We start from the raw sequence: 21111 nt of genomic DNA, 5'->3' as shown, positions 1-21111 counted from the left end.
CTTTTGTCCATACCTGTGTTTTTATCGGTTCAGTTAATGGGGACACGCAGCAGAGCCTGCATGTCCCCATGGTGGTGTTTGAGCCTGCATGTCCCCATGGTGGTGTTTGAGCCTGCATGTCCCCGAGTCCTATTTGGATGACAGATTGAAAATTCCGTCCCAGTCCTCATCACTGTTTCTGTATTCTTCCTTCAGATGCCTGCATCTTTCAGCCATCACGATGGAAGGCTCATCATCTATTATTGAGAATTTCTGTTCCGCATCTTCGAATCTGCCTGCTCTGTAGAGTTTCAGCGCTTCAGAATAGCATTCGAGAATCTTCTTCTGCGAATCGGAGAGATCGGTTCTTGCGCAGACAAGTTCAAACACATCCACCGGTATCTTCTGGCCTACAACGCGAATCGTATCGAGTTCACGGAAGACGAAATTATCTGAGGCTTTTATACAGGTTTTCTCCGGAACCATTATGGATGTTCCGTAGACCTTGTTCGCGCCCTCAAGCCTTGAACCAAGGTTGACCGTGCTTCCCATTACAGTGTAATCAAAGCGTTTGGAGGAGCCCATATTCCCAACAACCATTTCGCCTGTACTCAGACCGATTCTTGTTATCAGTTCCGGATACCCCTCTGCTGTAAGCTGAAGATTCATTTCAATATGTTCATTCTGGCACTGAAGGGCGGCGGAACAAGCTCTTTCAGCGTGATCGTCAAGTTCTATGGGAGCTCCCCAGAAAGCTACTATCGCGTCACCTTCGAATTTATCGACAGTTCCGCCCGTTTCAAGGATAATGTCGGTCATTGCAGTGAGGTAGCGATTCAGAAGAGAGACCAGCTCTTCCGGAGAGAGTTTCTCTGAAATACCTGTAAATCCCCTTATATCCGAGAAGAAGGTTGTCATCACTCTTCTGTCCCCACCAAGTACCAGAGTCTCCGGATGTTCGGTCACCCTGGCGACAACATCCGGTGAAAGGTACTGTGAGAAAGCTGTTCTGATCTCCTGCTTTCTCCGGTTCTCCGAGCTGAAGAGAAAAATTCCCCCTGAGAGAATGGTCAGCAATCCGGAAGAAACAGGCCAGACCGTGTCGATCCAGATTCCATTGCGGAACAGCAGAAGTGATATAACCAGGAGAAAAAGAGGCGGGAGTACCGCTAAGGATGCTCCAAGGGGGATTTTTTTGACAGCTGACAGAAAGAGGGCCGCAAACAGGGATACAAGCAATGCAGTGATTACTGAAATCCATCCCCGGATATGATACAGGCAGTCACCGTTCAGAAGATTATCAAGTGCTGTGGCGAGCACCTCAACCCCCGGACACTTGGCAGAATATGGTGTAGGTTTGAGGTCGTACAAAGCAGGGGCGGCGTAACCTATCAGGACGAGTGCTCCATTGAAGAGAGATGAATCGACCGGGCATGGCGAACCTGTCGCTCTGGCGTTAAGAGCAGCAACAAGATCGGCCAGAGGAAGGCTTCTGTAGGTTCCTGCCGGGCCATGATATTTCAACTGCAGTCTGCAGCCGTCTTCAATCGGGAAACTGTTCTCACCAAGGGTAAATCGATCATTATCAACAGACATCTCAGGTTTATCGAGAGCAAGCCATGCAAGTGCTACCGGCAGTGATGCTGCAATGCCGTCCGGTGTTGCCGAAAGGAGTCGGATATTTCGAAAGACTCCGTCCGGATCCTGTCTGTCGTTGCTGCTTCCAAGCAGAGGAACGCCCTGTGCTATCATCTGGCAGGGGGGTATACAGGAAAAGGCGGAATCCAGTTCGGAATAATCACCTGAAATGTCGATGATCGCGTTCTCCGGAACAGGGCTGCCGTCTTCGCGCTGCAGCAGAGACATGACGAATACAGTTCTTCCATCAGACGCGACAGAACCGAAAATACTGTCCTCTGTTACAGAATAGATTGATGGAAGATCGAAGAGGATATCAAAACCGACTGCGTTAGCTCCCCAGTCCTGAAGAATCGCAAGAACATCGGAGTAAAGCTGACGTGGAACGGGAAATGGCAGCTGATCCATGGAACCGCCGTCAAGCAGAATAAGTACAATGCCGCTGTCTGCCTTTTCCGGAGCAGGGGAGAGTCGGAAGCGCAGATCAAGAGTACTTCTTTCAAGACTGTCCGCGAATTCGAGGTTCGAGAAACTCCATGAAATAATAGTTGATAACAGAGCTATCAGAAGAACCTGAAATATCCTTCTTGTTCTGCTGCCGGGCACAAAAGGGTTAGAGAACATCTCTGGTTTTCTCCAGAAGCGGCACTTTCTCCGGTTCGATCTTGCCGATGTCAATGAAATACTGTCTCAGGGCGAGAACGGCATCTCTGTCAAACTGAGTGTCAATACCTTCAATAAGAATATTGAGCGTTTTCTCGAGGGTGAACGGCTCACGGTAATGCCTTTTAGCTGTAAGCGCCTCGAATACATCAGCGACAGCGATGATTTTTCCACCTATCGAGATATCATCACCCTTGAGGCCATCAGGATATCCTTTTCCATCGATTCTTTCATGGTGCTGCGACGCGAATACCGGTATCTGTTCAAGCCTCTCTTCAAATTCAATTGGGGAGAGTATTATTCGAGTATGCTGGACATGTTTTCTGAGTATGGAGAACTCCTCCGTGGAGAGCGTACCGGGTTTTTTCAGAATGCTGTCAGGAACAGCGATTTTTCCATAGTCATGGAGAAGTGCCGCGTAGTAGATCGCCTCGCTTGTGTCACTGTCCAATTTTAGATACTCGGCGATCTTACCTGCGAGAAATGTAACATCAAAGCTGTGCCCCGCTGTAAGTGGATCGCGCGCTTCTATTGAAATTACGAGAGCCTTGATAAGGCTGTCGAACATCCGTTTTCGACTCTCAAGCAGTCTTACATTCTCAATGGTTACTGCTGCTTCCGCGGCGACGATCTGCAGGAATTCAGCATCGTCATTCCTGAAGTTCCCGCCTTCTTTGTTGATGACCTGAAAAACACCGATGCAGTGACCGGAAGGATTGATAATCGGCGATGTAATCATATTTCTTGTTATGAATCCGGTGGTGTCATCTATATCTTTATTGAATCTTTCATCATCGGAGACATTGTTCAGGATAATTGTCTCTGTAGTTTGAAAAACGGAACCGGCGATGCCCTGATCGGCACTGAAGCGGATTTCGTTCGGTTCACCTTCAGCCACGTAGGACCAGAGTTCATCCGTTTTTCTGCTATAGAGGAAAACAGTGGAACGCTCCACATTAAGGACTTTGCTTGTTTCAGACGCAAGAAGAGTTATCAGTGTGTGAAGATCGTGTACTGTACTGACAGCTCTAGTAATTCTGATAATCGATTGGAGCCTAGTCGTATCCCTGTTTGTACTGCTGAAAAGCATAATTCAATCTCCTGAGGGTAATACAATTGTATACTCAATTATACAATACCCATTGTTCAAGGATATCACCAGTTCATATCGTATTCTATGAACCCCTTCCAGAGGGGATTACCTCAAAATAGTCATTGATCTTCCACTGTTCGTTTTCAGAAACTATCTCAATGAACAAGGTGTCTCTGGAGCCCGGGAGACCCCAGTCAACAGGGATAAATGTTCTTTCTCCGGATGAGATCGGATCTCCGGAGGATACTCCCATAAGCATTACCATGCCTGCAACTGATGGATCTGATAGAATATCAGTCAGTATCTGTCTTGCATCTGCGCTACCCTCATCAGGGAGAGCAAGTTCGATTCCGAAATAGGATACGATCCGGGCAATCTGCCCCGGATCATGTGCAAGCACCGAATCTACAACATAAACTGCGTGTTCCGATATCATTTCAACAGCGCCTGATCCATTACCCCTGATGATCGAGTCTCTGAAAGCCGGCAGGATATCGCCTATATCAGAAGGTGTTGAAAAAAGAACCATGGTTAACAGCCAGGAATAAAGCATATAATCTCCAAACTTCAATTGTTGAGACTCCCTCATCAAGTCTTCAATAACGTATAATCATGGTTAATCTAGAGAAAGGGTGTGAAGCTTGTCCAGTATACCGGCGGTAGCTATCGTGGGAAGAATCAACGTAGGCAAATCCACTCTTTTCAACAGAATCGCCGGTGGTAGAATCGCCATAGTTGATGACCTTCCAGGAGTTACCAGAGATAGAAACATGACTCTGGCTAACTGGACCGGATACGATTTTTTCGTAATCGATACGGGTGGTCTTGCTCCTGGAAGCGAGGATGCTTTTCAGGAGAGCATAAGGGAGCAGGTGCAGCTGGCTCTGGAGGAAGCAGACGCAGTAATACTCGTTGTTGATGTTACGTCGGGAATTCATCCGTTCGATATTGAAGCTGCCGAGCTTGTCAGGAAATCAGGCTTACCTGCCTTTCTGGCTGTGAACAAGGTCGATAACGACCAGCGTATTCCGCTGGTCCCGGAGTTTTTCAAACTGGGCCTGGGAGAGCCATGGCCGATCAGCGCTCAGCACGGACTTGGTTCCGGTGATCTGCTTGACGCAGTGGTAGATGTTCTTCCAGCAGTTGAACAGAGTGAAGAATATGAGATATCTCTTGCTGTTGTCGGAAGACCGAACGTCGGAAAGAGTTCAATAGTAAACAGGATCTGCAGAGAAGACCGGAATATTGTTACAGATGTTCCGGGAACTACAAGGGATTCCATAGATACGCTGGTATCATGGAATGACAACGATATCAGAATCGTTGATACGGCAGGACTTCGCAGAAGAACAAGAAAAATGGATAACGTTGAGTTCTACAGCACTGTCAGGGCATGGAAATCCATATCCAGAGGTGATGTTGTCCTGGTTCTTATGGATGCTGCCGAGTATCCGGTTCAACAGGATATCAGGATTGCCGGCAAAGCCTGGGAGATGGGCAAGGGCGTTGTTATCGGTGTTAACAAGATCGATCTGGGAATTGACAAACAACTCTGGATTGACAGTATTATTCAAAGATTTCATCCGGCAAGATGGATCCCGATAATATTCTTCTCAGCGATCACCGGTGAGGGCGTCGGCAGAATACTTTCCACTGTGGTTGAAGTTGCGCGAACAAGAGAGAAGGATCTCTCGACCTCAGAGATAAACAGGAAACTCATGCAGGCAGTCGAGGAAGTGCAGCCGCCAACACCAAGAGGAAAGCCTGTCAGGCTGTTTTACGCCACACAGATCGGTCAGCGCCCTCCTAAAATAATGATATTCTCTAATCGTCCTGAGGATATACCCGAGAATTACCGTCGTTATATTGAGAACAATCTAAGGGAATGTCTTGGTATGAGAGGGGTTCAGATGAAGGTCATTTACAGGAAGAGAAAACACTGATATGACGATGTGGCCCGTTTTATTCTATCTGCTTCTGGGGTTCTTATCCGGTTCCGTACCATGGTCATGGCTGCTTGGAAGATTGAAAGGTGTTGATATTCAGAGCGAGGGTTCGGGCAATGCCGGGGCAACGAACCTCATGCGGGTATGCGGTACCGGATACGGTATCGCCGGTCTTTTTCTTGACGCTGTGAAAGGAGCGTTTCCCGTACTTGTTGCAGCAAATGGAATGCTGAATATTCCCCCGGTCAGTGCTACTGTAGTTGCGATGGTGGCGATTTGCGCTGTTCTCGGTCATGTATTCACTCCATGGCTTGGTTTTCGAGGAGGTAAGGGGGTAGCTACTGCTCTGGGAGTCCTGCTTGTATTATCCCCACTGGCTATAGCAACAGGTGTTGGCGTATTCATATTGACATTATTCTTAACCAGATATGTCTCACTGGGTTCTATCTGTGCTGCTGTCTGCATGATTCCAGCGGTATTTCTGTTCGATCCAGGGGAAGTGCCTGTGCAGGTGGTCATGATTCTCGTTGCGGTTCTGATAATTCTGCGGCACAGACCAAACATCAGGAGACTTCTGCGGGGAGAAGAGAGCAGATTCAGTTTCCAAAGGAGACAGGTGTCAGATTGAGTGATTGGAATTTCGGCAGACTGAGACTTCTTATGGAAAGCCTTGTCTCCAAGGATTTGAAAGTGCGATATAAGCGTTCTGTTCTTGGTTTTGGATGGTTTCTTCTGAAACCTCTTTTCAGCATGATCGTTTATTACTTCGTATTCACGAGAATTTTAAGATTCGGCGGTGCGATTCCCCATTTTTCTCTTTTTCTTCTCACGGGGTTGCTTCCATGGAATTTCTTCTCATCTTCTCTTTCTGCTTCAACATCCACTCTTCTTGACAATCACAGGCTTATCCGGAGTATATATTTCCCAAGAATGTCTCTTCCCGTTGCCGAGGTTCTGGCTAATCTGGTTCACCTTGTCCTGGCTCTGATAGTACTGGAAGCTGTGCTTATAATTTTTGGACATACCCCTGGATTATCAATTATTCTTCTGATTCCCGCTATACTTCTTTTTACAGTAATGACAATCGGTGCTGGAATGCTTCTATCTGTAGGAAATGTCTTTTACCGTGATGTAAAACAGTTTGTGGAAGTTCTGCTTCTTGCATGGTTCTATGCTTCTCCAATAATCTATCCGCTTGATTCTATCGGAGTTAACATTATTGAATCTCCCAGACTGCTTCAGGTTCTGAGATTCAATCCGGTTGCCGGATTCATGGAGATAATGCACTCCATACTCTACGCTGGAACCTGGCCGGCTGCATGGTGCTGGATCTCACTGAGTACATGGTCTGTGGTATTTCTGATATTGGGTTCAGCTGTGTTCAGAAAAGCCGAACCTGTCGTCGTCAAGGAGTTGTAGGCAAATGAAACCAGGCGCAATTCTCATGGATAATGTTTCGCTTGCATACAGGCTGTATCACGACAGGGCGGTAACACTGCGGGAGACGATGCTGAACGTTTTTAATCGCAGCACGAAAATGGAATTATTCACAGCGCTGGATGGGGTGACATTCGATGTTGAACCGGGTGAGGCTCTGGCGATAATAGGTGCAAACGGTGCGGGAAAATCAACTACGCTGAAACTTCTGGCCGGGATCTACGAACCTTCGTCAGGAATTGCGGAAACCGGGGGAAGAATAGCCTCTCTGCTTGACCTTGGTGTTGGTTTTCATCCTGATCTTACAGGCGAGGAAAATCTGATGTTGAACGGATCACTCATTGGTTTAAATAGAAATACCATGAAAGATCTGATCCCTGAGATAGCAGACTTCGCTGAACTGACCCGGTTCATGGATACTCCAGTTAAATACTACTCCAGCGGGATGTTCATGCGTCTTGGCTTCAGTCTTGCAACAGCGGTCGATCCGGATATTCTTCTGATTGATGAAGTCCTTGCTGTCGGAGACGCGAGCTTTCAGGCGAAATGCTACGAACGCATCTGGAGTTTCCGGAAGAGTGGAAAGACAATAATCTTCGTATCACATGATATGAATGCGGTTACCAGACTGTGCACCAGAGCTGTCTGGCTGAATGACGGCAGGATACAGAAGGATGGGGAAGTTGAGGATATTCTTTCAGAATATCTGGATGGTATTCGTTCGCAACATGTTGCCGCGGCAGTCTCACCGAAAGAATGGGGCAACCGTGAAGTGTGGTTCGATTCCGTTACTCTTAGAGACGTGTCGGGTACACCCGCAGGATTATTCCGAAAGGGCGAGAAAATCGTTATCGATGCTGTTATTAAAACCCGTCTTTCAGGAACTGTTGATAACGTGGTGTTCGGATTCTCACTTCACAGACCGGATGGTGAGACTATTATCGGAACAAATAATCTGGAGATGAATGAACCACTGCTTTCTTTCAGCGAATCGGTTGAGGCAAGTATTGAGATAATGCTCGATGTTGAAGAGCCCGGCTCCTACATACTGGGGCTCGCGCTTACAGATCCACTCGCACGAAAGGATTATCACTGGCAGGAATTCTTCTATCCAATTACTCTTCTTGATGTCAGGATCGATCCTCCGCTTCGGCTTTCAAATGTTACATGGAAACAATGCTGAACTGTCTGATGAAGCATAAAAACATCGTGATTGTGATGGCTGTCCTGCTGCCGAGGATCGCGTGGTTCATATATCTGGGAGGCTACTTCCCGGAACCGGAGCGGGATCAGGGTATTTATCTAAGGCTGGCTGGAAGAATCGCATCATCTGAAGGGATGTCCTTCAGTGAAGATCTGGGATGGCTGAAGAATCTAAGAGCTGGAGAAACAAGCCTTGAGGCCGCATGGAACGCTGATCCTGATTATGTATTTGGAATGGTGCCCGTTGAAACTCCAACAGCCTCCCTGGAAATGGGATATCCGGTCATTCTTGCGCTGATGTTCATTATTGCGGGTCCTACCACCGGAGCCGTGTTTCTGTTGAACTGTGTTTTCGCGCTGCTTGGCGCTTGGGCTCTATGGAGAATGGTGGAGGAGAACTGGGGAAAGAAACAGGCATTTCTTGCTGCGCTTATCTGGTCTATTTACCCTTATTACGTTTATTACAGCGCGTATGCAATGACAGATTCCATCCATATCTCCATGCTTCCTCTGATTATGTGGCTGACCATTCGTTCTGTGAAAACGATGAAGGCAGGTTTTCCTGCCGGAATTGTGACGGGATTTCTTTTCCTGATCAGAAGCACAGCCGTGTTTCTGCTTCCACTGCAGCTGTTCTATCTGTTACTCAGGAAAAAATGGAAAACCTCCCTTTTTCTTCTTGCGGGTTTTACTGTCTGCTGCGTTCCCTGGGTTGTGAGAAATCAGATTGAACTGGGCAGTCCTGTATTCCTGCCAACCAAAGGAGCCCTTAATCTGTGGATGCGGAATAATCCTGAGATCATTGCGATGGAAGGGATAGTAGTACCGGGGTGGATCGAGGATGGAATAAACAGGAGGGACTTACTGAAGTATCCGTCCATGGAAGGATTAAACAGCGAACTGGAGAGAAGCAGCGTTCTCTCGGAAAGAGCGAATCAGTTCATATTCGCGAATCCGGTACTTTTTCTCTATTTGTCCGTTATTCGATTCGGTCTGTTCATTTCTCCTGTAGGAGGAACGATTAGCAATCCGATATTTATTCTTGTCGGATTATTCCTGTACCTGCCTTTACTGGTGCTCGGTACAATAGAAATAATCCGGCGGCGTAAAGATGGCAAAATTCTGTTTCTGGCATCATTTTTCCTGGTATATCTTCTCATGCATTCGCTTGCGCACGGTGGAATCCGTTACAGACTTCCGGTAGAGACCGTTCTTATCATCGCTTCGGTTCTGTTTGTATCGAGAAAACTCAGATGGGTTGAGGAGAATAATGCCTGCATTCAATAGGATTCTGTTTGTTTTCCCGGAAACACGATACCCGTCCGGTCAGCCGCCTCTCGGGATAGCGAGCCTGTCCGCTCTGGCAAAATTATCCGGATGCGAAGTGGAACTGTGTGACATGTCTTTTCTGAAAGATCCGTTCAATTCTTTCAAAAGCATGATGCTGAATTACAAGCCTGATCTTATCGCAATATCCATTGTTACTCCACAATTGAAAGCCGCGGTAAGAGTAGCGGAGATTATCCGGAGTTCAGAAATTAATGCAGTTTTTACAGCGGGAGGACCGCATGCGACAGTACTGCCGGAGGATACTCTCAGAAGGATGAAATCAGATTTCGTCTATTCCGGTGAAGGAGAGATAGCATTTTCACGAATTCTTGAAACCGGACGGTGGGATGATGTTCCAGGAGCCTGCTGGATGTCGGGTGATGAAACAAGAAGAAATCCAGGTTTGCTTCTTACGGAGAATCTTGATTCCCTTCCATTTCCGGACAGGTCAATTTTTAATATGGAAAAGTACTTCTCAAGCTGGTATTCGATGGACAGGATTGATTCGTCTCTGCGCGGAACCTCTGTGATGGCTACAAGAGGATGCCCGTTCAAATGCACATTCTGTCAGCCAACGCTGTCCGAAATATTCGGAAAGAAAATTCGGAAGAGATCACCGTCCAATATCGTTGATGAACTTGAGTATCTTAAAGAAAAATTCGGAATTAATGCATTCATGTTCGAGGATTCCACCTTCATACTGGATCATGACTGGGTACATGCCATATGCGATGAGATGCTTTCGCGGGGTGTTGAATTGAAATGGTGCTGCAATGTACGGGCGGATCTTCTGAGTGGTGAATTGCTTGATCATATGAAGGAAGCCGGACTCGCGAAAATCAACATGGGTGTGGAATCCGCCTCTCAGAGAGTTCTGGATGATATCTACAACAAGGGTATAACTGTGGAGGGTGTACAGAAGGCTTTGCGCCTTGCGAATGACAGGGGAATAGTCGTGCAGGGGTATTTTATGCTTGGTGCTCCGGGAGAGACTATCGAAGAGATGAAGAGAACAATTGATTTTGCCGCGAAACAGCCTTTTGACGATGCTGTGTTTGACATCACTACTCCTTTTCCTCATACCATGTTATGGGATATGACGAAAGAGCTTATTAACAGAGATTACAGCGAATTTGACTGTTTTCATACATCTGTCTATTCTCTTGATGGAATTGAACCGGGTTCGATCGAAAAGATGAAGAAAATGGCGTTCCTGAAATTTTATCTTCAACCGAGCAGAATATTCAGAACCATCAGAACGGTTCTGGGTCCGCGAAACCTTAAAAGGACTCTTCTGAAAGCGAGAAGGGTATGATGAAAATTCAAGTGACAATTGATGACATGGGGCTTTCAACATCGGTGAACAAAGCGGCGAAAATACTGCTGAACGCAGGTCGGGTTAACTGCCTGAGCATATTCGTAACAGGCACAGCTCTCGATGAGGCGCTTGATATTGCAAACAGCCCGGGTTTAAGGATATCTGCCCATTTGAACTGCTCGGAGCCTCCATTTCTGACAGGAGTCGAGTTTCCGGACTCTTTCCATACTTGGTTCAGAAGCGGATCTGTTCTGGCCGGGAAAGTCAAAGATGAATGGAGAGTCCAGATTGAAAGAGTTCTCTCAGCAGGCGTGATGATAACCGGACTGGACAGCCATCATCACCTGCATAATCTGTCCGGATTGAGAGAAGTAATACTTGATCTGGCAAAGGAATACGGAATCGGGACGGTCAGAGCAGCTGTTCTGCCTGACAAATTTCGACGCCCATCCGGGATTGTGCTTAATAGTCTTGGCAGGAAACTGAAGAAAATGGCAAAAAAGAGGGGTGTAGTGACACCTGATTTGATGCTTGGATTCTCCAGAAGCGGGAATGTTACAAGGAAGTACCTTGAAAGACTTTCCGGGAGCCTTAAGCGTGAAGGTCTGGCTGAACTCGTGACGCATCCGGCTATTTCTCCAGTATGGGCTTCAACACAACCTGATGAATTGGAGTTGATGCGATCAGAATGGTTCAACGAATGGCTGAAGCGAAGTTAACCAGGAGAATACTTCTCCTTGCGCTTGTTGCTCGAATTATAGTGTTTGGAGCAGCATCTCAGGGAGTATTTCTTATCGGTGAGGGCAGAACCCAGTCCAATCTGGCTGAAAACCTTCTCAGCGGAAATGGTTTCATGCTTTCAGGATCAATGCTTTATCCTGAAAGGGAAGCCGAAGCAAACCCCATGTTTCAGAAAACATTTGAGTTCTACAGAAGAGTTAATGCGTACTACGGGGGATTAAGACCTGACAGGCCTACGACGTTTCTTGTCCCTGGATATGCTGTTTTCATGGCCTCCATATATGCGATATTCGGATCGGGAAATTTCCTGGCCGTACGTGGTATACAGCTGTTTCTGGGACTTTTTACCGTGTTGATCGGGATGAGGATTGCCGGAAGATTTCTTTCGGGGAAATACCTTGCGTTAGCCGGGATATTCATGGCTCTTGACCCTTTCGAACTCTATTACGAAGCGATTCCCGCAACACAGGCGCTGTTTTCTCTGTTATTCCTGATTTCAGTGCTTCTATCATTGAAACTCCTTGAAGGCTCTCATTCGACCGGGAAAATGATATTGATAGCAGCAGTAACCGGGCTTGCATGGGCATGTTCATTCTATGTCCGCCCCGTTTCTCTCCCCTTGATGATATGGATAACTCTTCTGCTTCCGTTCGCGCCGAAGATCAGGCAGATCTTGTCTGTGAGACGGAAGGCGGAAATCTCTACATTCAAAGCCGAAGTATTTTCCTTAAAAGGATTTTCTTATGGCATGGTTGTTCTCGGGGTTTTCATGTTGCTTATGCTTCCATGGGGATTGAGGAACAGGGAAATTTGCGGATCTTTCCGGATTATGCCCACTCAGGGCGGTGTGAATCTGTGGGAATACAATGGAAGGATATTCACAGAACATTTTGTGAATGAGGTTGAAGGGGCAAAACTGCTATATGGAGATATCCGGAGAGAATACATTAATAAGCTGAATTCGCCCGAGCTTGCGGAATTCCCGGAATTCAGAGATGAATCCGAATGGGAAAGAGATAGAATCCTGTTCGAAAGGAACACAGCTTTCATGTTTCGGAATCCAGTACTGACACTTAGATTGATCTCTTTGCGATTCATTGAGTTTTTCAAGCCTTTTCCTTTGAATTCCTTCTCTGTTCTGTATACTCTGGCTGGGCTTCTGTTCTTTTTCTGGATACTGTTCTTTGTGTGGGGCGGAGCTGTCAGATGCTGTTTCAGCAAAGGTGTCGGCGGATTCTACATTGCTACAGGAGTGGTCGGGTATGCACTGATGCACCTGCTCACCGCCTCAGGAACTCCTCACCGGGTCGCGATTGATTATCCCATGGCAATACTCGCGATGATCGGGGTGCAGTATTCGCTGGAGAGATATCAGTCATGGAGGGCAACCGGGAATGCCTGAAGCGCCAGTACTCTTTGTAAAGACACACGCCTTCGGAGACTCGATGATCTGTACACCTGTTGTACAGGCTCTCATAAAGGAGAAAAAGGGAATCTGCTGGGTTCTTACAGGTCCCTCTGCTGCAGATGTATGGGAGCGTGTTCCCGGCATTGACAGAATATTTACAGCACCGGTTCCGCCATCGGGCAGATCCGGTTACACAGGATTCCTTAAATGGACTATCCGGAATAGAAAACATCTGAGAGGTGTTGCCGAGTCATTTGTATTTCAGGGTTCTCCCGCAGTAAGAAGGTGGGTGAGGTTTCTGACCGGAGCGCCAATGAGATCCGGAGGAGGTTCAGCTCTCGGAAACTGGGAAGAGGTGTTTCCGATGAAGGAGACGGACTACGCAGGATATTCCTATTCAAAAACTGCCGGGGTCCAACCCTCTGACTGGAGACCGCTTTTTTCGCTCAAAAATTCAGAGCGTGAATGGGTTGACAAACTTGGAATAAGCGGTTCGTATTTTGCCATTGCGCCGGGTGGAGGAAGAAATCCGCGAGATAACGTCCTGGAGAAGAGATGGCAGCCTTCGAAATACGCGACCATCGCGAACAGGCTGGGAAAGATGGGCATCAGGGTGCTTCTTGTAGGAGGAATCGGTGACAGTGACGCTGCAGAAGAAATGATTTCCATGGTTACTTCAGAGGTGTTAAACATGACCGGAAAAACAACATGGGGTCAGACAGCCGCCCTGTTTGATAGATGTATTGGATTTCTGGGCGCTGACAGCGGGACGGCACACCTGGCTGTTGCCAGAAAATTGCCATCCGTTGTACTGTTCGGTCCGACTTCACCCTGTACTCTGTACGCTGAGGGTCTTATTACTCCCGTTGTCGCGGATGTTCCATGTTCGCCGTGCTATTCAAACAGTCTTTTCCCCGGTTGTTCGCAGAAAAGAGCGATCTGCATGGATTCACTGGGAACTGACGATACATGGTTTTCGATTCAGAAGGTGATGCATGAGAATTACAGCTGTTAACCCGCCGTTTCTTCCCGATTACAGCAGAGGACAGAGAAGCCCGGCAGTTACAAAGAGCGGGACACTTTACTACCCGATATGGCTTGCTTACGCTGCCGGTGCTCTTGAACAGAGCGGGAATGAACTGGATCTGATTGATGCCCCCGCTGACGGGCTTGATATTGCGAAGACCGCGATCAGAATTGACGAATTCAATCCCTCACTTGTAATAGTGGAGACTTCCACGCCATCCATTGAATCGGATGTCAGGTTCGCGGACAGTCTCTGTAAGCCGGGAAGGACTGTTATGCTTGTGGGGACTCATCCATCTGCTCTCCCGGAGGAGACACTCCAGCTGGGCAGCAGATTTGACGGGATTGTTGTGGGAGAGTATGAGATACCTCTTGTTAAGCTTGCTCAAGCAATTGAAGTAAGCGGAAATCCAGCTGAAATACCGGGTCTGTTTCTGAGGGGTCCGAAAGGAGAAGGTTATTCTACGGGGCATTCAGAAAGACTGGATGATCTTGATTCTCTTCCATTTGTCAGTACAGTGTATGCGAAACACCTCAATATCAAAAACTATAACAATCCTAATGCTCTTTATCCGCAGGTTATGATCATGGGTGGCAGGGGCTGTCCTTATGAATGTACGTTCTGCGTATTTCCCCAGGTTCTTCAGGGAAGAAAATTTCGATATCGATCGATAGATAATATCATCCGGGAAATGCTCTGGGTGCAGGATAATCTTCCCGATGCCAGAGCGGTATTCTTTGAAGACGATACTATTTCCGTTGACAAAAAGAGACTGCGTGAATTGGCTGAAGCGATGATCAGAGCAGATGTGTCAATTTCCTGGACATCCAACATTCGTGCGAATGTCGATTACGAGACGCTTTCAATTTGCAGGAGAGCAGGGCTTCGATCGGTCTGCGTAGGTTTCGAGAGCGGCAGCGACGAAATGCTCAGAAATATGAAGAAGGGTATAACAACTGAGATGTCCAGGGCATTCATGCGGAACGCTGCTAAGGCGGGTGTTCTGGTGCATGGGTGTTTTATGGTTGGAACAAGAGGGGAAACCGGTAAAACAATGGAGGAGACCCTTGAATTCGCGCTGGAGATCAATCCTGATACAGCGCAGTTCTATCCAATGATGGTTTATCCAGGCACAGAAGCATACCGGCAGGCGGATGAATCGGGAAATCTTACCGCTACTGAATGGAGGGACTGGCTGACGGAGGACGGACTTCACAACTGTGTTGTCAGCACGGATGAGCTTACATCAGAACAGCTCGTTGATTTCTGTGACCATGCGCGCAGGAAATTCTACCTCAGGCCGCTTTATATTTTCAGGAAAATGCGTGCATGCCTGCTGGATGCTGACGAACGAAAGAGGACATTCAGGGCTTTCTCAACCTTCCGGAAATATATACTCAGAAATTCGAGAAAAAAATGAACGATCTCACGAATTCATCTGTTCGGGCAAGTGTAATCATACCCAGTTACAATGATTCAGATCAGCTTGTCAGATGTCTGGATGCTCTCGATTGTCAGACAGTCAGAAACAGTCTTGAAATCATTGTTTCTCTTGACGGCGGGAATCCGCTTCCTCCACGAATACAGGAAAAAGCTGACATGATAGTGGAGGGATCGCACTCCGGTCCCGCTTCAGCAAGGAACAGAGGGTGGAGAGCCTCCAGTGGTGAGTACATACTCTTTACGGATTCGGATTGCGAACCTGAAAAAGACTGGGCTGAACGATTGCTCAGTGTACTGAAAGCAGGAGCTGATGCTGTAAAAGGAGCTTACTCAAGCGGAGGATCGATAATCATTCAGAGACTTGCGCAGATAGAATTTGAGGAAAGGTATCAGCTCTTAATAAAACACGGAGATACAGATCTTGTTGATACATATTCTGCAGGTTTTAAAAGAGAAGCTCTGGAGCGTGCAGCAGGATTTGATGAGTCGTTTCCAATGCCTGATCATGAGGATGTGGATCTTTCTTATCGAATGAAAGCCATGGGCATGAATCTTATGTTTGAACCGGATGCTCTGGTCGCCCATACACACAGAGAGAGCTGGGGAGAGTACTTCCGGATGAAAGTATCCAGGGGAAGATGGAGAATGAAAGTTCTCAGAAAGTTTCCGGATAAGGCTGGAGGAGGATCTTATACTCCATTCGCGCTGAAACTGCAGATCATCATGTGTATGCTTCTTCCTCTCATTTTTGTACTGTCAATAACGGGATATCCATCATTTGCTGGTATGTGGGCCGGATGCATCATCATCTCTTCAATTCCTCTTATGCTGATAGCTGCGGGGAATGAGCCATTTCTGATTCCCATTCTTCCTCTTTTTGTAGTATGGCGCGGGTGTGCGCTTTTTTCTGGAATCCTGTTGGGTATATTTACCGCCGGAAAGGCGGGAGAATGAAATTCGTTCCTGTTAGAAAAGCAGATCGTGTTCTCAGCGTGCTGCTGGTTATTTCGGATGCGATTGCAATTCCTGCATCATTCATTCTGACCTGGTTTCTGAGGACTTCTGTTCTCAGATCCTTGCTGCCGGGATTTTACCATTCCATCCAGACTTACATCACGGTTCTGCCGGTTGTTGCTATACTGTGGCTGATTTCCTTTGCCGGAGTCGGGCTCTACAAACCAAAGCGTTATCTGGGAAGTCTTGGTGAACTGCAGAAGCTCATGAAAGCCCTTTTGTATCTTGCTGTTGCGCTGATGGCAGCAAGCTATCTTGTACGGATGGACTATTCGAGAATAATGCTTCTCATGTTTATCGGAATCTCAATTCCCGTGGCTGCTGCCACTCGATCTGTCGGGAGAAGGATTGCGCATATCATAGCGCCCATTGCAGAAGTACCGAGGATTATTGTTGTTGGCACAGGAGAAGTAGCTTCGAGGATTATATCAGCTCTTTTAAATCTGCCAGGGAAGCCCCCGGAGATAATCGGTATCGTATCTCCCGGAGATATCGAAAATGATGAATTTGAGGGTATACCAATTGTAGCATCACTTGCAGACATAGTTGAACAGATAAAAACTTTAAAGGTTGATGAGGTATTTTTCGCTGCGCCTGAGCTTGATAGATCCGAGATGCTGTCGATTATATCGAATGTTACCGGAAACGAGGTTCATTTTCGACTTGTAACCGATCTGTTTGAGATCGCCATAGGCGGAACAGATCTGGATGATATGGTTAAACTGCCAATTATTGAAATCGGTTATGGTGAGCCTGGAACCCTGCACAGAATTACAAAGAGAATTACGGATGTTCTTATTTCTATTTTCATGGCAGTGCTTCTTTTCCCATTGATGGCTGTTCTGTATCTGATTCTTCTGGTTACAGGTAAGGGATCACCGATCTTTAAACAGAGAAGGGTTGGATTGAAAGGGAAGGAATTCACTCTGCTGAAATTCAGAACAATGAAACCTGATTCGCATGAATATGAGGTTGCTCCGGTATCCATGGATGATACAAGAGTTACCCGGACCGGGAAATTCCTCAGAAGAACCAGTCTGGATGAACTTCCGCAGCTGTTCAACGTCATCCGTGGCGAAATGAGCCTTGTTGGACCAAGACCCGAGATGACTTTTATCGTAAAGGAGTATAACGCCTGGCAGCGTCACAGACTGGATGTTAAACCGGGCCTTACCGGAATGTGGCAGATAATGGGAAGAAAAGAGCTTCCCCTGCACGACAACCTGGAATATGATTACTACTACATCAGAAATCAGTCATTGATGCTTGATTTTACTATTCTGATGAAAACGCTGATCACGATTTTCAGGGGAAGGGGAGCATATTGATTTTATTTCTTATTGCGTCATTGGTTTCTTTTGCTCCCGGACCCGGAGTATCCGGTTGTACTTGCTATCCATACGCATTTGCTGACGATGCTGCTTCCTGTCTGTATGCTCCTGCAGGACTTGTCCGGATTATTGGGACTGAATATGCTGTATACGCGGCTGCCAGTGATGAGAATAACAATGGTATCTATGCTGCTGCAGCCACAGAATCAGGCTCGATTCACTGTGGAGCCGGACTGGGGTGGACTCGATCCGGATCAGATCCTGATACACTTGACGCATCTGTGAGTATCGCCAGAACACTTCGAGGAGATCCTGTGGGATTCATGGAAGGAGTCTTTGGACCAAGTATTTCTGTTGGAGCGTCACTTGGATTTGCCTTAACTGATGAAACCGAACCTCTGAATATGCTTTCAGCTTCTTTGGGATTTCAATTCTCGATCTTTCCAACAGTAGCCATCGGTGTGAATTTCTCAAACCTGAGAATATTCGGCGATAAACTTCGTGATCGAGAGATCGGTTACGGTATTTCAACTGTATTTCACAGAGGATTCCGAGGACATTTCTCAGTCACGGAAAGCAGACCTTCATTCGGCTTTGATCTTTCCGTCAATGACTGGCTTTCTGTAAGAACCGGTTCAGACGGATTATCGTGGAATGCCGGTCTTTCTGCTTATTACCGTTCCTTAAGAGTTGACTGGGCAGTCATGCTTGATAATCATGATAATCGACAGGTTCTTGGTATATCATTCTCTCCCGGAGGATTCTGATGAGCGCTCTCGCTTCTGTCCTGCTGATCCTGCTGGCGGCGGTTCCCGATTCCACGGATGTCGATCTGATACCTGAAGGCTGGACTATGGGCTGGAAATGCCTTGTGTCGGCAACCGGGAATGGAATGTGGGCTGGAAACCATCCAGTAATTGATAGCACCGATGTGGATGCTGCACTCAGTATAATGGCGGAATCACAGGAAGTAGATTTCCTTGCAACCGGAGCACTCATGAGTGACTCTTCAGATACATTTATTTTTCGCAGAGCCAGAGCAGTTGTGAAATGGCCAGGCACTCCATGGGTTGGAGCGGGTCTGTATCTGCACGACAGGCAGCCATTTATTCCGGGTCTCAGTAATCCGCTGGTTGAATGGGGCTGGATCGATATTGATTCACTGCAGGGATACGGTTTCTCAATTGGTGGAATTCTGGGATTTAATGGTGAATACATGATTCAGCAGACAGGTTCTGATACCCTGACTCAATTGAATATCAGTTCACCATGGATGGGCTTTGCAGGTTTTTCGTACTCACGGGTACACTATCATTCCGCGGAATCTCCGCTGGATGATAACATTGTATTGAATGCTCTATCAATCAGAAGTGATTTCAGATATTTCAAACCATGGTTTTTAATCGCGGGAGCGGAAGGTGAGAAGGGCAGATGGGCAGTAGCAGGGGAGATTCGTGATTTCAGAAACTTCACAACAGCTCTGGGAGAAATTGAAGTTGTTCCTGGTATCGCTTTTGCCGGAGAGGAATTCTCAGCTCCTGGAGATGCCTTTGTACCGGGTCAGAGATTACTCAAACTGGGAGCATACCTCAGATCTGTAAGGTACATTGCCAGTGCGGGAATTATCGGTATGCTTGATCTTGAAAGTGATAGTCTCAGCGGGGTATCAGTAACCGCAGCAATGGTATCCGAATCGTCCGTCTTCTGGGATATTGAATTTGACGTTTATGCTGATGGAGATTACAGAGCAGTTTTTGGAGCTGGTACAGCAGATTCCTTTGCTTCTGCGGGATTAAGTGCTGAAATTCTGGAAGACAGTACGAGATTAACCGGTATGGCTTCCTGCACTCCAAGGGAGGATGTATCTGCGGCATTGACAATTTCAGCTGATGTTGACGGCAGCCTTGATCCCGCATGCGGATTGGATATCTCGACAGCTCTCGGACCTGTGTCAGGTCTGATTGGAATACACTGGGAACATGGTAGTGACGTGACTCTTTCAATAAACCTGAGAGGGCTTCTGCATTGATAAAAAAACGAATGGCGTTGCTGATTACGATACTTCCGGTTCTTATTTCAGGATGTTCCTTAATCGTTCCGATTGAAAAACCACAGAAACAGGGGGAGCAGCTCTTATTCTGGATGCCGGAAGCCATCTCTGTACAGGTTCTTTCAGACTGGAACGAATGGGGAGGATCTGAAAGCGCCGGAGGTATAATCGATCCGTTGATCGGCAGAATGAAAAAACAGGAGAATGGATTCTGGGCTTTGGATATCAGTGAATTAGACGCTGGCTCATACAGGTATGCATTCTTCATTAACGGGTACAGGTGGATCAGGGACCTCGATAATCCCGAAACTGCAGTTTTCAGAGATAAGGTCGTTTCTGTTATTCTGATCTCTGACTGAGCAGTCTTGAAAGGAAGTAGCTTTTGGCATCTGTGAGATTTGAGGGGATTAGTAAGATCTATCAGAAAGATATCCTTGCACTCGCGAAATTTACTCTGGAAGTTGAAGATGGCGAATTACTTGCTCTTGTAGGACCCAGCGGGTGCGGCAAATCAACAACTCTCAGATTACTTGCAGGACTGGAAGAGCCCACAACAGGAGAGCTTTTCATAGATGATCAGCCAATCACAGATAAGAAGCCGCAGGATAGGGATATTGCGATGGTTTTCCAGAATTATGCTCTGTATCCTCACATGACGGTATTTGACAATATGGCTTTTTCTCTGAGAATGAAGAAGATGCCGAAAGAACTTATCAATAAGAATGTTCAGGAAACAGCGGAAATACTTGGTATTTCAGATTATCTTAATCGGAGACCCAGAGAGCTTTCAGGTGGTCAGCGCCAGAGAGTTGCGGTTGGCAGAGCAATTGTCAGACATCCATCCGTATTTCTTTTTGATGAACCTCTTTCCAACCTTGATGCTAAACTCAGGGTGCAGATGCGAAACGAATTAAGCCGGCTCCACACCAGGCTTCAGGCAACGATGATTTACGTAACACATGATCAGGCAGAAGCAATGACTCTCGGGGACAGGATAGTTGTCCTGAAGGATGGCTATATTCAGCAGATCGCTTCACCTCTTGATTTATATGATTTCCCTGAGAACAGCTTTGTCGCAGGATTCATAGGCAGCCCCGCAATGAATTTCCTTCCTGTAAGCCTTGAGGGTTCAGTGCTGCGTTCAGGTGATAATCTGATACAGGCTTCCATTTATTCTGGTGTGCCTGATGGGGAATATACATTTGGAATCAGACCTGAGGATATTCATCCTGCTGCTGACGCTCCACTTGAGGGTCGTGTGGAGGTTCTTGAAACTCTTGGAAATGAAAATATTATTTACATGAAATTCGCCGGAAGGCAGTTCACAGTCAGATGCGGTCCTCAAGTTCAGATTGTTCCTGGAGAGACCCTCAGATTTTCGATTGATATCAGTAGAAGTCATTTATTTGATCCTGACGGCATCCGAGTAAAGGTTGATGTATGATCTGTATCTTTTTCAGGCAACTTTGCCGGAGGCAAAGTATTTTGAGG

The 21111-nt window shown here is 46.8% G+C and carries 19 protein-coding genes; 16 read left to right on the top strand and 3 right to left on the bottom strand.

The genetic code is table 11. From position 1 onward, the window contains the following. Window positions 1-129: 129 nt before the first annotated feature. From K8R76_09065 to K8R76_09055, 3 genes are all read right to left on the bottom strand, one after another. Window positions 130-2241 (bottom strand): adenylate/guanylate cyclase domain-containing protein, encoded by a 2112-nt coding sequence (locus K8R76_09065; GenBank protein ID MCD4848328.1) that lies wholly within the window; start codon window positions 2239-2241, stop codon window positions 130-132. Beyond that, window positions 2231-3370: an HD domain-containing protein gene (locus K8R76_09060; protein MCD4848327.1), complete on the bottom strand. Its 1140-nt coding sequence runs from the start codon at window positions 3368-3370 to the stop codon at window positions 2231-2233. Before K8R76_09060 ends, K8R76_09065 begins: the two co-directional genes overlap by 11 nt. 85 nt (window positions 3371-3455) lie before the next feature. Then, on the bottom strand, window positions 3456-3944 hold the full coding sequence (locus K8R76_09055) for a hypothetical protein (GenBank protein ID MCD4848326.1): 489 nt from the start codon (window positions 3942-3944) through the stop codon (window positions 3456-3458). Between the two features lie 70 nt (window positions 3945-4014). Between K8R76_09055 and der the strand changes: the two genes are divergently transcribed. The 16 genes from der to ugpC are packed head-to-tail and all read left to right on the top strand — an operon-like array spanning window position 4015 to window position 21064. Further along, on the top strand, window positions 4015-5316 hold the full coding sequence (der, locus tag K8R76_09050; protein MCD4848325.1) for a ribosome biogenesis GTPase Der: 1302 nt from the start codon (window positions 4015-4017) through the stop codon (window positions 5314-5316). Between the two features lie 7 nt (window positions 5317-5323). Continuing rightward, window positions 5324-5947 (top strand): glycerol-3-phosphate 1-O-acyltransferase PlsY, encoded by a 624-nt coding sequence (gene plsY / locus K8R76_09045; protein ID MCD4848324.1) that lies wholly within the window; start codon window positions 5324-5326, stop codon window positions 5945-5947. Beyond that, window positions 5944-6738, top strand: a complete 795-nt coding sequence (locus tag K8R76_09040) for an ABC transporter permease (protein MCD4848323.1) — start codon at window positions 5944-5946, stop codon at window positions 6736-6738. The genes plsY and K8R76_09040 overlap by 4 nt, the downstream gene beginning before the upstream one ends. Before the next feature lie 4 nt (window positions 6739-6742). Continuing rightward, the gene (locus tag K8R76_09035; protein ID MCD4848322.1) at window positions 6743-7939 is read left to right on the top strand and encodes an ABC transporter ATP-binding protein; all 1197 of its coding nucleotides are present in this window, start codon (window positions 6743-6745) and stop codon (window positions 7937-7939) included. An 8-nt stretch (window positions 7940-7947) separates the two neighbouring features. Beyond that, entirely contained in the window at window positions 7948-9246 is a 1299-nt protein-coding gene (locus K8R76_09030; GenBank protein MCD4848321.1) for a glycosyltransferase family 39 protein, read from the top strand. Continuing rightward, on the top strand, window positions 9230-10603 hold the full coding sequence (locus K8R76_09025) for a B12-binding domain-containing radical SAM protein (protein ID MCD4848320.1): 1374 nt from the start codon (window positions 9230-9232) through the stop codon (window positions 10601-10603). Before K8R76_09030 ends, K8R76_09025 begins: the two co-directional genes overlap by 17 nt. Further along, on the top strand, window positions 10600-11325 hold the full coding sequence (locus K8R76_09020) for a ChbG/HpnK family deacetylase (GenBank protein ID MCD4848319.1): 726 nt from the start codon (window positions 10600-10602) through the stop codon (window positions 11323-11325). Before K8R76_09025 ends, K8R76_09020 begins: the two co-directional genes overlap by 4 nt. Continuing rightward, entirely contained in the window at window positions 11307-12749 is a 1443-nt protein-coding gene (locus K8R76_09015; GenBank protein ID MCD4848318.1) for a glycosyltransferase family 39 protein, read from the top strand. Before K8R76_09020 ends, K8R76_09015 begins: the two co-directional genes overlap by 19 nt. Then, window positions 12742-13770, top strand: a complete 1029-nt coding sequence (locus tag K8R76_09010; protein MCD4848317.1) for a glycosyltransferase family 9 protein — start codon at window positions 12742-12744, stop codon at window positions 13768-13770. The genes K8R76_09015 and K8R76_09010 overlap by 8 nt, the downstream gene beginning before the upstream one ends. After that, complete coding sequence (locus K8R76_09005; protein MCD4848316.1) at window positions 13751-15202, top strand: B12-binding domain-containing radical SAM protein; 1452 nt, start codon at window positions 13751-13753, stop codon at window positions 15200-15202. Before K8R76_09010 ends, K8R76_09005 begins: the two co-directional genes overlap by 20 nt. Further along, window positions 15199-16179 (top strand): glycosyltransferase, encoded by a 981-nt coding sequence (locus tag K8R76_09000; protein MCD4848315.1) that lies wholly within the window; start codon window positions 15199-15201, stop codon window positions 16177-16179. Before K8R76_09005 ends, K8R76_09000 begins: the two co-directional genes overlap by 4 nt. Beyond that, window positions 16176-17567: a sugar transferase gene (locus K8R76_08995; protein ID MCD4848314.1), complete on the top strand. Its 1392-nt coding sequence runs from the start codon at window positions 16176-16178 to the stop codon at window positions 17565-17567. The genes K8R76_09000 and K8R76_08995 overlap by 4 nt, the downstream gene beginning before the upstream one ends. Continuing rightward, the gene (locus K8R76_08990; GenBank protein MCD4848313.1) at window positions 17564-18337 is read left to right on the top strand and encodes a hypothetical protein; all 774 of its coding nucleotides are present in this window, start codon (window positions 17564-17566) and stop codon (window positions 18335-18337) included. The genes K8R76_08995 and K8R76_08990 overlap by 4 nt, the downstream gene beginning before the upstream one ends. Further along, window positions 18337-19599 (top strand): hypothetical protein, encoded by a 1263-nt coding sequence (locus tag K8R76_08985; protein MCD4848312.1) that lies wholly within the window; start codon window positions 18337-18339, stop codon window positions 19597-19599. The genes K8R76_08990 and K8R76_08985 overlap by 1 nt, the downstream gene beginning before the upstream one ends. Continuing rightward, a complete protein-coding gene (locus K8R76_08980) occupies window positions 19596-19979 on the top strand; it encodes a hypothetical protein (GenBank protein ID MCD4848311.1) in 384 nt (127 codons plus the stop codon). Before K8R76_08985 ends, K8R76_08980 begins: the two co-directional genes overlap by 4 nt. Before the next feature lie 23 nt (window positions 19980-20002). Next, on the top strand, window positions 20003-21064 hold the full coding sequence (ugpC, locus tag K8R76_08975) for a sn-glycerol-3-phosphate ABC transporter ATP-binding protein UgpC (GenBank protein MCD4848310.1): 1062 nt from the start codon (window positions 20003-20005) through the stop codon (window positions 21062-21064). Window positions 21065-21111: the final 47 nt, after the last annotated feature.

It is taken from the genome of Candidatus Aegiribacteria sp., assembly GCA_021108435.1.
GTDB lineage: Bacteria > Fermentibacterota > Fermentibacteria > Fermentibacterales > JCC-6 > Aegiribacteria.
This window is presented reverse-complemented; position numbering and strand designations above follow the sequence as displayed.

Coding starts and splice junctions, on each gene's coding strand:
- K8R76_09060 (MCD4848327.1), bottom strand. CDS start 3,370: ATGCTTTTCAGCAGTACAAACAGGGATACGACTAGGCTCCAATCGATT.
- K8R76_08995 (MCD4848314.1), top strand. CDS start 16,176: ATGAAATTCGTTCCTGTTAGAAAAGCAGATCGTGTTCTCAGCGTGCTG.
- K8R76_09015 (MCD4848318.1), top strand. CDS start 11,307: ATGGCTGAAGCGAAGTTAACCAGGAGAATACTTCTCCTTGCGCTTGTT.
- K8R76_09010 (MCD4848317.1), top strand. CDS start 12,742: ATGCCTGAAGCGCCAGTACTCTTTGTAAAGACACACGCCTTCGGAGAC.
- plsY (MCD4848324.1), top strand. CDS start 5,324: ATGTGGCCCGTTTTATTCTATCTGCTTCTGGGGTTCTTATCCGGTTCC.
- K8R76_09020 (MCD4848319.1), top strand. CDS start 10,600: ATGATGAAAATTCAAGTGACAATTGATGACATGGGGCTTTCAACATCG.
- K8R76_09025 (MCD4848320.1), top strand. CDS start 9,230: ATGCCTGCATTCAATAGGATTCTGTTTGTTTTCCCGGAAACACGATAC.
- K8R76_09065 (MCD4848328.1), bottom strand. CDS start 2,241: ATGTTCTCTAACCCTTTTGTGCCCGGCAGCAGAACAAGAAGGATATTT.
- K8R76_09000 (MCD4848315.1), top strand. CDS start 15,199: ATGAACGATCTCACGAATTCATCTGTTCGGGCAAGTGTAATCATACCC.
- K8R76_08985 (MCD4848312.1), top strand. CDS start 18,337: ATGAGCGCTCTCGCTTCTGTCCTGCTGATCCTGCTGGCGGCGGTTCCC.
- K8R76_09035 (MCD4848322.1), top strand. CDS start 6,743: ATGAAACCAGGCGCAATTCTCATGGATAATGTTTCGCTTGCATACAGG.
- K8R76_09005 (MCD4848316.1), top strand. CDS start 13,751: ATGAGAATTACAGCTGTTAACCCGCCGTTTCTTCCCGATTACAGCAGA.
- K8R76_09030 (MCD4848321.1), top strand. CDS start 7,948: ATGAAGCATAAAAACATCGTGATTGTGATGGCTGTCCTGCTGCCGAGG.